Annotated in this window: 10 protein-coding genes and 1 pseudogene; 8 read left to right on the forward strand and 3 right to left on the reverse strand. The window is 32.0% G+C overall.

Features of this window, described 5'->3' with window-relative positions; genetic code table 11:
- From QZ824_RS08890 to QZ824_RS08900, 3 genes are all read left to right on the forward strand, one after another.
- Positions 1-463, forward strand: a 463-nt coding sequence (locus tag QZ824_RS08890) for an SCO family protein (RefSeq protein ID WP_291275668.1), incomplete at its 5' end; no start/stop codon positions are given.
- Between the two features lies 1 nt (position 464).
- Positions 465-1046, forward strand: a complete 582-nt coding sequence (locus QZ824_RS08895; protein WP_291275669.1) for a DUF420 domain-containing protein — start codon at positions 465-467, stop codon at positions 1044-1046.
- 12 nt (positions 1047-1058) lie between these two features.
- The gene (locus QZ824_RS08900) at positions 1059-1325 is read left to right on the forward strand and encodes a hypothetical protein (RefSeq protein ID WP_291275670.1); all 267 of its coding nucleotides are present in this window, start codon (positions 1059-1061) and stop codon (positions 1323-1325) included.
- A 24-nt stretch (positions 1326-1349) separates the two neighbouring features.
- Here the strand turns inward: QZ824_RS08900 and QZ824_RS08905 are convergent, their stop codons facing one another.
- Complete coding sequence (locus tag QZ824_RS08905) at positions 1350-2741, reverse strand: DUF4403 family protein (protein ID WP_291275671.1); 1392 nt, start codon at positions 2739-2741, stop codon at positions 1350-1352.
- A 125-nt stretch (positions 2742-2866) separates the two neighbouring features.
- Between QZ824_RS08905 and QZ824_RS08910 the strand changes: the two genes are divergently transcribed.
- From QZ824_RS08910 to tsaB, 3 genes are all read left to right on the forward strand, one after another.
- Complete coding sequence (locus tag QZ824_RS08910; RefSeq protein WP_291275672.1) at positions 2867-4234, forward strand: TolC family protein; 1368 nt, start codon at positions 2867-2869, stop codon at positions 4232-4234.
- A gap of 3 nt (positions 4235-4237) precedes the next feature.
- Positions 4238-5545 (forward strand): efflux RND transporter periplasmic adaptor subunit, encoded by a 1308-nt coding sequence (locus QZ824_RS08915; RefSeq protein ID WP_291275673.1) that lies wholly within the window; start codon positions 4238-4240, stop codon positions 5543-5545.
- A gap of 115 nt (positions 5546-5660) precedes the next feature.
- Positions 5661-6320, forward strand: coding sequence for a tRNA (adenosine(37)-N6)-threonylcarbamoyltransferase complex dimerization subunit type 1 TsaB (gene tsaB, locus QZ824_RS08920; RefSeq protein ID WP_291275674.1), 660 nt, complete (start codon positions 5661-5663; stop codon positions 6318-6320).
- A 40-nt stretch (positions 6321-6360) separates the two neighbouring features.
- Here tsaB and QZ824_RS08925 read toward each other — a convergent pair whose 3' ends face one another.
- A complete protein-coding gene (locus tag QZ824_RS08925) occupies positions 6361-7131 on the reverse strand; it encodes a mechanosensitive ion channel domain-containing protein (RefSeq protein ID WP_291275675.1) in 771 nt (256 codons plus the stop codon).
- A 2-nt stretch (positions 7132-7133) separates the two neighbouring features.
- The gene (locus QZ824_RS08930) at positions 7134-8030 is read right to left on the reverse strand and encodes a NifU family protein (RefSeq protein WP_291275676.1); all 897 of its coding nucleotides are present in this window, start codon (positions 8028-8030) and stop codon (positions 7134-7136) included.
- A gap of 94 nt (positions 8031-8124) precedes the next feature.
- On the opposite strand from QZ824_RS08930, the gene QZ824_RS08935 reads away from it, so the two are divergent.
- Together QZ824_RS08935 and QZ824_RS08940 are read left to right on the forward strand one after the other, a co-directional pair.
- Positions 8125-9906: a choice-of-anchor L domain-containing protein gene (locus QZ824_RS08935; RefSeq protein WP_291275677.1), complete on the forward strand. Its 1782-nt coding sequence runs from the start codon at positions 8125-8127 to the stop codon at positions 9904-9906.
- Positions 9903-10553: pseudogene (locus QZ824_RS08940) on the forward strand (adhesin); the annotation flags it as partial. The gene QZ824_RS08935 and the pseudogene QZ824_RS08940, both read left to right, overlap by 4 nt.

Below are 10553 nucleotides of genomic sequence, written 5' to 3' on the forward strand. Positions count from 1 at the left end.
AGATTATTTAGGGAAAGTTTATGTAGTTGAGTTTTTCTTTTCCTCTTGTCCATCTATTTGTCCAAGAATGAATCAAAATATGTTAAAATTGCAAGATGAATTTTATGGGAATTTAAACTTCGGTATTGCTTCGATTACAATAGATCCAGAGAACGATACTCCTTCACATTTGCTTCAGCATGCTAAAGATTTAGGAGTAAAGCATCCAAATTGGCATTTCTTAACAGGAAATTATAATTATATTATGAATTTGGCTAATAAGGGTTTTAATATTTATGCTGGAAAAAACAATAATGTGGCAGGAGGTTTTGAACATTCAGGATTATTTGCTTTAATTGATAAAGAAGGTAAGATTCGATGTAGAAAAGATAAATTCGGAAATCCAATACTATATTATGATGGGTTAGAAGAAGCTGGAATAAAAGCTATTAAAGAAGATATTAAATTATTATTAGAAGAATAAAATGAATCAATCTGTAGAAAACAAGTACAAAAAATTAATTGTTGCGGTATCAATTGTTATACCGCTGGTTGTAGCTCTTCTTTTTGGAGTTAATTTGCAAAAATTAGGTTATGATGTTGAACCTCTACATCAGTTACCGCCAATTTACGCGACCATTAATGGTGTAACAGCTTTAGTTTTGGTTTTGGCTGTATTAGCTATAAAAAATGGAAAGAAAACATTACATGAAAATTTAATGAAAGTGGCTATTATTTGTTCTTTAGCTTTTTTAGTAATGTATGTGGCTTATCATATGACATCGGTGTCTGCAAAATTTGGGGATCTAAATCATGATGGCGTGTTAGATGAAATTGAAAAAATGACTGTGGGTAATGTTCGTTATTTGTATTATTTCATACTTGTTACACATATTTCTTTATCAGTTGTAATTATTCCATTTGTGTTATTTACTTATGTTAGTGCTGTGTCTTTTAGTTTTGATAGGCATAAAAAATTAGCAAAAATTACCTTTCCAATTTGGTTATATGTTGCGATTACCGGTGTGGTAGTTTATGTTATGATTTCTCCTTATTATATTAAATAAAGGTTATTAGTCATGAATAAGATTAAGTTTTTAGCTGCACCGTACTCTGTTGGCCTTTTGTTGCTTTTTTTGTGTTTTTCAATTTTAGAAGTTCAAGGTCAATGTGCCATGTGTAGAGCGTCATTACAAAATGAAGCCAATCAAGCAACTGCTCAAGGTATTAATGATGGGATCGTTTATCTAATGGCTATCCCTTACATTTTAGTAGCATTAGCAGGCTATGCGGTGTATAGAATAAGATCGAACAAAAAAAAAGAAAATATGTCAAAAAACGCCTAATTCAGATAGGCGTTCTTTGTACTTTTAATCCATCCCTTCTATTTTTACACTTAATGTTCCTGATGTTGCTATAAAGGCTATTATGGCTTTTTCGTTTAAATCCATTTTTTCAAAAATAAAGTCGTTTAATTTTCCATTGATAAAGACTCCCTTCATTGGTGAATAATTGTTTAAATAAGGAAGCATGTTTTTTTTACCTTCTTCTAAATTTGATTTAATCGAGTATTTACAGTTCTCTTTAATTTTGTTTAATATAACACCTTGTAATAACCAATTGGCTGTTTTGGTTAAGATTCCTTTTGTGTTTAAAACATAATCTAAATCATCAAAATATATTTCTTTTGTTTCGGCATTATATTTTGGGGTTCCAATTAAATAAATAGTGCCAGAAACACTACCTAATATCTCTAATGAAATAATCATTTTTTCATCTTTATACCAAAGGTCTACTTTTTGAATAGTTATTTTTCTTTTGCCACTACCAAATTCCTGACCATAAAAATTTTTGGTTATAATTCTACTAGCACTTTCATAGGTTGAAACAGCAGCTATGGATACATTAAAATCATTTGGTATTTTAGAAACTGCTTTTATAAGTATTTTAGTTTTGTCAAAAGTGTTTTTAGGTTTGTCTCCTACCATGGTTTGCATATCGCATTTTACACCTAAATTTAAAGTGATTTTAGATTTGTTGATTACTGCTGGTGTGCTATAGATTTCTTGTGGTATTAATTTAAACCATGTTTCATAGGCTTCATTTGCAAGAAAAGGAACAGACAATGTTTGTAAAACAGAAAAAACTTGTTCTTTAAAATCGCAACTTTTATCAATAGCTTCATCAATTTTTTTAGCTATTTTTCTTTTAAATAAGCTAAGAGTTGGGTTGATGATGTATGTTATGGGTACATTTTTTCCTGCTACCAAGATGCTTGGGCTCTCTAACCATTCAAAATCTTCTATTCTTGATGTAGTATTCAATTTCCAATTTAAGAACGTAGCTTTACTATTTAATGTAATTATACCATTTAAATTAACTTCTCTTGTGTCATTTAATCCCATAAAATCGGTGCCATATTTGAATTTAGCCCATATTTTTAAAGGAATTACTGAAATAATAGCACCGTCTTTTTCTTTTAAAGTAATAGGTGCTGTTTTCCAAATTTTCATTTCCGATTTATCGTCTTCTAAGATAGAGTCTTGGTAAATTAATCCAGTAAGGTTTTTATTTAACTGGTGCTCAATTTCCTTTAGTGGGATTTCTAAAGGCATATTGATAAATGAAGATTTGTTGCTGTAAACTATTGGAGCATTTGAAGAAGGTAGTGGTTTTATAGCTTCAATTTTTTTAGAAGTACTACATCCAAAAAAGCTCATATTTAATAATCCAAAAAGCAAAATTTTTAATTTTAAGTTCATTAGTTCAGTGAGTAGGTTTCTTAATCTTGTTTTAAAGTGCAAATGTGATACCAAATGTAAAATATTAATTGAAAACTGTAACATTTTTTTTAAAATGTGGTCAAATAAGTAAAATAAGTGAAAAGATGAAATCTTATCGAATACTTCTTCTTACGGCATTTACAGCTTTTTCTTCCTTTGCCCAAAATAAAAAATGGACCTTAAAGGAATGTGTTAATCATGCCATAACCAATAATATTTCAGTAAAACAATCTGAATTAGATTTAAAGAATAATCAAATCAATAAAAAAGATGCTATTGGTAATTTTCTACCTAATATTAGTGCCTCTGGATCGCATTCGTGGAATATTGGTTTGAATCAAAACATTACTACAGGGTTATTACAAAATCAAACCACTCAGTTTACGTCTGTTGGAATTAGCAGTAATGTTGATATCTTCAAAGGCTTACAAAATTTTAATCAATTAAGAAAAGCTAATTTAGCTCTAATTGCTTCACAATATCAACTGACTAAAATACAAGAAGATATTGCATTAAATGTTGCTAATGCTTATTTGCAAATTTTATTTAATAAAGAAAATTTAAAAGTTCAAAAAGAACAAAAGGCACTTTCAGAAAAGCAACTGGCAAGAACGACAGAATTAGTAAACGCTGGGAGTGTGCCAAAAGGAGATTTACTTGATGTACAAGCTACTTTAGCTAGCAATAATCAAAAAGTAATTGCTGCTGAAAATTCAGTTTTATTGTCAAAATTAAGTTTAGCCCAATTATTACAATTAGATGATTTTAAAAATTTTGATATTTCTAATGATGATGTTCCTTCAATGCTATCTTCTATTTTAAATGAAACCTCTGAAGCCATAATAGCAAAAGCAAAGGAGAGTAGAACAGAGTTGAAAATTGCACAGGCTAATATTGAATTGGCTAAAAAGGATATACAAATTGCTAAAGGAGCTTATTTACCTTCTTTGGTGGGATTTTATAGTTTTACAACTAGAGCTTCTAATTCAGATGGAATCCTTTTTGATAGTAATAATGTTCCTATCGGGATTAAAGGTCCAGATCCTATTTTTGATCAGTTTGATAGAAATAAAGGACAAAATTTTGGTTTACAATTAACCGTGCCTATTTTTAACGGTTTTGCAACTAGAAATAATGTTGAAAGATCAAAAGTAGCTTTTGAAAGAACTAAATTAAACTTTAAACAACAAGAGTTAGATTTAGAACGTAATGTGTTTACTGCTTACACTGATACAAAAGCAGCAAAAGAAAGTTTTGAAGCGGCAACAGCTTCATTGACTTCTAGAAAATTAGCTTTCGAATACGCTAAAGAGCGTTATGAAATTGGTTTAATGAATGTTTTTGATTATAATCAAGCACAAACAGCCTTAGCTAATGCAGAATCAGAAGTTTTAAGAACAAAGTATGATTATATTTTTAGAATTAAGATTTTAGAATTTTATTTTGGAGTTCCATTAATTGAAAAACAATAAGTTATGTCAAAAAAGAAATTATTTATTATAGGAGGAAGTGTTTTAGCATTAATTGTGTTATTGATTGGTCTTAAAAAAGGCGGGATTATAGGTAATAATGATGAAAGTAAAGTGGTTGAAACAGCTAAAGTTGAATCTATGACTATAGTTGAAACAGTATCAGCTACTGGGAAAATTCAACCTGAAGTAGAGGTTAAAATTTCATCTGAAGTTTCAGGAGAGGTTATTGCATTGAATGTGAAGGAAGGGCAACAGGTGAAAAAAGGAGACTTATTGGTTAAAATCAATCCTGATATTTATGAGTCGGGTGTTAATAGAACGGTGGCGTCATTATCTACAACAAAGGCAGGATTAACCCAAGCAGAAGCACAAGTAAAAGAAGCTAAATCAAATTATGATAGAAATAAAAGATTGTTTGATAAAGGGGTGATTTCTAAAGCGGAATGGGATAAAATTGTTTCAGCTTATGAAGTGGCAACTGCTTCAAAACAATCGGCTTATTACCAGATGAAGTCGGCTTCAGCAAATGTTACAGAAGCGAATGATAATTTAAAACGTACATCTATTTTTGCTCCAGCTGATGGAACCATTTCCAAATTAGATGTAGAATTAGGTGAACGTGTACTAGGAACTCAAGGAATGGCTAGTACTGAGTTGATGCGAATTGCAAATTTGAACAATATGGAAGTAGAGGTTGATGTAAACGAAAATGATATTGTTAAAGTAAGCATAGGTGATACTGCAAAAGTAGAAGTTGATGCTTATTTAAAAAGAAAATTTGAAGGTGTGGTTACAAGTATTTCAAATTCGGCTTCAAGTAGTACATCAGCAGACCAGGTGACCAATTTTAAAGTAAAAGTGCGTTTGTCAAAAGAATCTTATCAAGATTTATTGGAAGGAAAACCAGCTAATTTTTCTCCATTTCGACCAGGTATGACGGCTACTGTTGATATTATAACGAAAAGAAGTATAAACGTTTTGGGTGTCCCGATTAGTGCTGTTGTAATAAAAGATGATACTACTGCTACAAAGAAAGATGTTGTTGCTGAAATTGAAGAAGAAGAAGCTAAAAAAGAAGGTAAAGCACCTAAAAAAGATCAAAAATTTGAGTGTGTATTTGTTAAAGTTGGAGATAGAGCCAAAATTAGAGTCGTTAAGACTGGGATTCAAGATGATACCAATATTGAAATTTTAGAAGGCTTAAAAAAAGGGGATGAAATAATAGTAGGGCCTTATACATTAGTTTCTAAAGAATTAATGACGAATGATAAGGTTCGATTAGAAACACAAAAAGATAAAGAAAAAAAATAAAAAGTTAGTTATATTTGTTAAGAAAAAGACACGTTTTAGCGTGTCTTTTTTATTCCCAATTAAGGGAGATTGATAAGGTAGCTCAATTTTGTATCTTTGCTGAAATTTGGAAAATATGGCCATTATTTTAAATATAGAAACCGCAACACGAAATTGTTCTGTAAGTATTGCTAACGATGGAAAAACGTTGGTATGTAAAGAGATTGCTGAACAGCATTTTTCTCATGCTGAAAAATTACATCTTTTTATAGATGAAATTTGCAAAGAATCTAATATCACTCTTAAAGAATTGAGTGCTGTAGCTGTAAGTCAAGGGCCAGGATCTTATACGGGTTTACGAATAGGGGTCTCAGCGGCTAAAGGGTTTTGTTTTGCCTTATCTATTCCTTTAATAGCAGTAGATACGTTATTGTTGTTGGCTAGGAAAGTCACAATACAACAGGGAGTGATTATTCCCATGATAGATGCAAGAAGGATGGAGGCTTATACGGCATGTTTTGATTCCAAGTATTTGAAAATTAGAAATACTGAGGCAGAAATAGTAGATGCTAATTCATATCAAGAAATGGAGGGTCCAATACATTTGGTGGGTGATGGAGCTATTAAATTTCAACCGATATTAACTGCTGCAAAATTTCATTTCTATCCAGAAATTGAATTTCCTTCGGCTAATGAAATGAGTGCAATTTCTTTTGAGAAATATGAAAATAAAGATTTTGTTGATTTAGCTTATTTTGAACCGTTTTATTTGAAAGATTTTGTCCTAAATAGATAGTAAAAAGAAACCCTAACTTGACCAATGTTAGGGTTTCTTTTTATAATTGAATTAAATCTTTAGTTTGTTCTAAAAGATCTGATTTGACTTGCATATGATGTGCATTTTCAGTCCACACTCGAACAGTAAAATGGATAGTGGTATCGGTAAAGTGATTAATATACACTTCTGTCTTAGAATCTCTTAATAATAAGGGATGAGCAGAGGCTATTTTTTCTAATTTTACTTTTAAACCACTTATGTCACTCGTATAATTAGTCATGATGTCAAGATCAACTCTTCTTGTTCCTAATTGAGTATAGTTTTTTATTTTTCCATTGGATAATAGTCCGTTTGGTATATATACGACTTGATTAGTAGCAGTAATAATTTTAGTTGAAAAAATCATGATTTCTTCAACTCTCCCATGTTCTCCTTGAACTTCAATTGAATCGCCTACACGAAATGGTTTGAATAGAATAATTAGTATACCCCCAGCAAAATTTGATAATGATCCTTGTAGTGATAAACCAACAGCCAAACCTGCCGCTCCAAGAATAGCAACAAATGAAGAAGTTTCTACGCCTAATTTTGAAATCACAGTAATGAATAACATTATTCGTAGTGTCCAAAAAATAATGTTGCCTAAAAAATTCGTTAAAGTAATTTCAACATTTTGTTTTTGCATTAATTTTTTGGCTGTCTTGGTAATAAAGCTCGTAAACCACAACCCCCCAAAAAGGATGACTAAAGCAACTACAAGTTTAGGAGAATAATCTAAAACTAAGTCCTTAATGTGTTTAAAATATAATTCTATTTCCGTTGTTGTCATTTTTAACCGTTCATGGCTTCTACCACAATTGTATTGTTATTTAACATTTGGCGTAACATGTTTTCAATTCCATTTTTTAATGTAAAAGTGGATGAAGGGCAACCACTACAAGCGCCTTGAAGTGTTACTTTGACAATGTTTGCTTGTTCATCATAAGAATTAAAAGTAATGTTTCCGCCATCACTTTGAACAGCTGGTTTAACATATTCTTCGAGAATGTTAATAATTTGTTGTGAAGTAACATCTAGGTTTTCAAAAAATTCTTCTTGCTGAATTTTATAATTATCCGTTTTTTCTACTAAATTTTCATCTACAACTATATCTGTTTGTTCCAAATATTGTTTCAGGAAATTACGTAGTTCAAAGGTAATTTCGTCCCAACTAGCAATGTCATATTTGGTGATAGAAACATAATTTTCATCAATAAATACCTCTTTTACAAAAGGGAAACTGAATAAATCTTTCGCTAATGGAGCGGCTTTTGTTTCGTCAATATTTTTGCATTCAACAGCAGTTTTTGTTAGTAGCTTATTAGCTACAAATTTAGTAACTGCAGGATTAGGTGTTGATTCAGCATAAATAGTGATTGGATTTTTTTTAGCTAATGTTGCTTCATTAATAATTACTCCGCCAGAAGTAATGTATTCTTCAATTTGTTTTGCTACTTCCTCTTGCACTTCTTCCCATTGTACAATTGAAAATTTTTCTATAGCAATAAAATTCCCAGATATATATATTGTTTTAACAAAAGGTAAATAAAATAGCTGTTTTGCTAAAGGAGAATCTTTCGTTTCATCTATGTTTTTAAATTCAAAATTTTTACCTTTTGTAAGTATTTCATTCCATTCAAATTTAACAATTGAAGGGTTATTTGTGTTTTTTATCGAAATTCTGCTCATTTTAACATGTTTTCTGCAAAGATACAAATAGTACTTAAACTAAAGTTTATATATTTGGAGTTTATAAAAATGTTAACACAACTAAGCAACTATTATGAGAAGAATTACGCTACTTTTATTTTTATTGTTTTCTTTGTTTGTAAATGCTCAGCTTACAGTAAATAACACTACAGTTACCCCTCAACAATTAGTTCAAAATGTTTTGTTAGGTTCAGGTATTACTGTTACTAATGTTAAATTTAATGGATCTACAGCTAATGCTTCCGTTTCTAGAGATCAAGCAGGTCTTTTTAATGGAGGGGTTTCTACAAATTTGGGTATTAATTCTGGGGTTATTTTAGCTACAGGTAAAGCTCAAGTTGCTATTGGGCCAAATGGAGCAGGTTCTTCGTCTAATCCAACAGCAAACCCTCTTGAAGGGGATCCAGATTTAGCTTTACTTTCTGGACAAACAATTAGAAATGTAGCAATTTTAGAATTTGATTTTATACCTCAAGGGCAAAATCTTTCTTTTCAATATGTTTTCGCTTCTGAGGAGTATCCTGAATATTCAGCAAGTACATATAATGATGCTTTTGGTTTTTTCTTGAGTGGTCCCGGTATTTCGGGTCCTTATTCAGGTGGTGCTAGAAACATTGCTTTAATTCCATCGTCCACAACAGCTATAACTATTAATAATGTTAATAATGGAACTATAAATAATGGCCCTTGTAATAATTGTAATTATTATGTAAACAATACTACATCAGGGCAAAATCCATTTCCAGGACCAGGTTCTTCTTTGATACAATATGATGGTTTTACAACTGTGTTAACTGCAGCTGCTACGGTACAATGTGGTCAAACTTATCATATCAAGTTAGCTATAGCTAATGTTGGTGATAATGGTTATGATTCTGCAGTATTTATACAAGGAGGAAGTTTTAATGTTACACCAGTAAATTTAGGTGTTGATTTAACAGGCGGGTATTCGCTGTGTTTGGGAGAAGTTACTACGTTGAATACAGGATTACCTGCTTCAGTTTTGCATCAATGGTCGTTTAATGGTGTTATAATTCCAGGAGCTACAGGTCCTACATTGACTATTAATCAAAATGGAGCTAATATTCCTGGTACTTACACTGTAATTGCCTATCCTTTTGGTCCTGCTTGTCCAGTTTCAGATTCTATTGACGTAGATTATTTTCCTGGACCTACATTGACAACACCTCCTCCCGTTTCATTGTGCGATAATATTTCTCCGCCACTATTCAATTTAAATTCAGTTATTCCCATTATTATGAATGGGCAATCTATTTCAGATTTTGAAAACTACGGATTTTATCTTACACAGGCTGACGCTATGAATGATGTTAACATGATTCCAATGTCTCAGTGGTCTGCTTTTCCAGGAACGAATGGTCAAATAATTTATTTTGCAGGTGAAAATGTTCCTGATGGAACTGGATGTAGAGCTGAAGTTCATTTCAATCTGATTCAGGTTCCATGCCCAATTACAAATCCACCTGATTTAACTTTATGTGATGACGCTAGTAATGATGGTATTGCTGTATTTAATTTTGATCCTCAAACGCCAATAGTATTAGGGTCTTTAACTCCATCAAATTATGTTGTTACTTATCACACTTCACAGGTCGACGCTAATGGAGACGTTAATGCTATAACACCAACAAATGCTTATTCGAATATTAGTAATCCACAGACAATTTATGTTAGAAGAGAGGAAGCGGCTAATCCATCGAATTTTATTACCTCTTCGTTTCAATTGCATGTTGTAGCTCAGCCTACGGTTACGATTTCTGGTTCAGCTTCAATATGTTTAGGTTCGTCGACGAATTTAACATTTACAGGTACTCCTAGGTTGTTGGTACTTTGAGTTATTCTCCTTCTAGTTTTTGTACTTCAGATTTAGGAACGTATTCGCCATCTTTTTCGACTACTACAGCTGGTTCCGGATCATGCGCTTCAAACGTTCCTACATATACTTCTACTCCGTCTGGTTTAACTATTAATGCTTCGACAGGTGTTATTACCCCAAGTACAAGTTTGCCAGGGACTTATACTGTAACGATTAATTTTCCTTTATGTGGAGGATGTCCAGCAGCTGGTTATAGTACTACGGTAACAATAGCATCACCAACAACAGCTACAGTCTCTTACACTACACCTTTGTGTACTTCAGATACGTCAACTTATGTTCCGGTATTAACAGGAGCTACAAGTGCTACGAATTATTCAGCAACTCCTTCAGGATTAACCATTGATGCTACAACAGGAGTTATAACGCCAAGTACGAGTTTAGCGGGTACATATACAATTACTTATGTTCCGAATGGAGTGGGAGCTTGTGCTACTATTTCAACATCAACTACAGTAACTATTACAGCAGCGCCTACGGCAACCATTGCTTATGTAGGTACACCGTTCTGTAAAGATATAACAGTGGCTCAATCGGTAACATTAGCTGGAACGAACGCTTATACTGGAGGTACTTTTACTTCTACATCAGGTTTAACGCTTGAT

This window comes from Flavobacterium sp. (genome assembly GCF_021151785.1).
Classification (GTDB): Bacteria; Bacteroidota; Bacteroidia; order Flavobacteriales; family Flavobacteriaceae; genus Flavobacterium.

Bases quoted from the DNA above. Each gene is read 5' to 3' on its own strand.
- QZ824_RS08900 (WP_291275670.1), top strand. From the start codon at position 1,059: ATGAATAAGATTAAGTTTTTAGCTGCACCGTACTCTGTTGGCCTTTTG.
- QZ824_RS08910 (WP_291275672.1), top strand. From the start codon at position 2,867: ATGAAATCTTATCGAATACTTCTTCTTACGGCATTTACAGCTTTTTCT.
- QZ824_RS08915 (WP_291275673.1), top strand. From the start codon at position 4,238: ATGTCAAAAAAGAAATTATTTATTATAGGAGGAAGTGTTTTAGCATTA.
- QZ824_RS08935 (WP_291275677.1), top strand. From the start codon at position 8,125: ATGAGAAGAATTACGCTACTTTTATTTTTATTGTTTTCTTTGTTTGTA.
- QZ824_RS08925 (WP_291275675.1), bottom strand. From the start codon at position 7,131: ATGACAACAACGGAAATAGAATTATATTTTAAACACATTAAGGACTTA.
- QZ824_RS08895 (WP_291275669.1), top strand. From the start codon at position 465: ATGAATCAATCTGTAGAAAACAAGTACAAAAAATTAATTGTTGCGGTA.
- QZ824_RS08930 (WP_291275676.1), bottom strand. From the start codon at position 8,030: ATGAGCAGAATTTCGATAAAAAACACAAATAACCCTTCAATTGTTAAA.
- tsaB (WP_291275674.1), top strand. From the start codon at position 5,661: ATGGCCATTATTTTAAATATAGAAACCGCAACACGAAATTGTTCTGTA.
- QZ824_RS08905 (WP_291275671.1), bottom strand. From the start codon at position 2,741: ATGAACTTAAAATTAAAAATTTTGCTTTTTGGATTATTAAATATGAGC.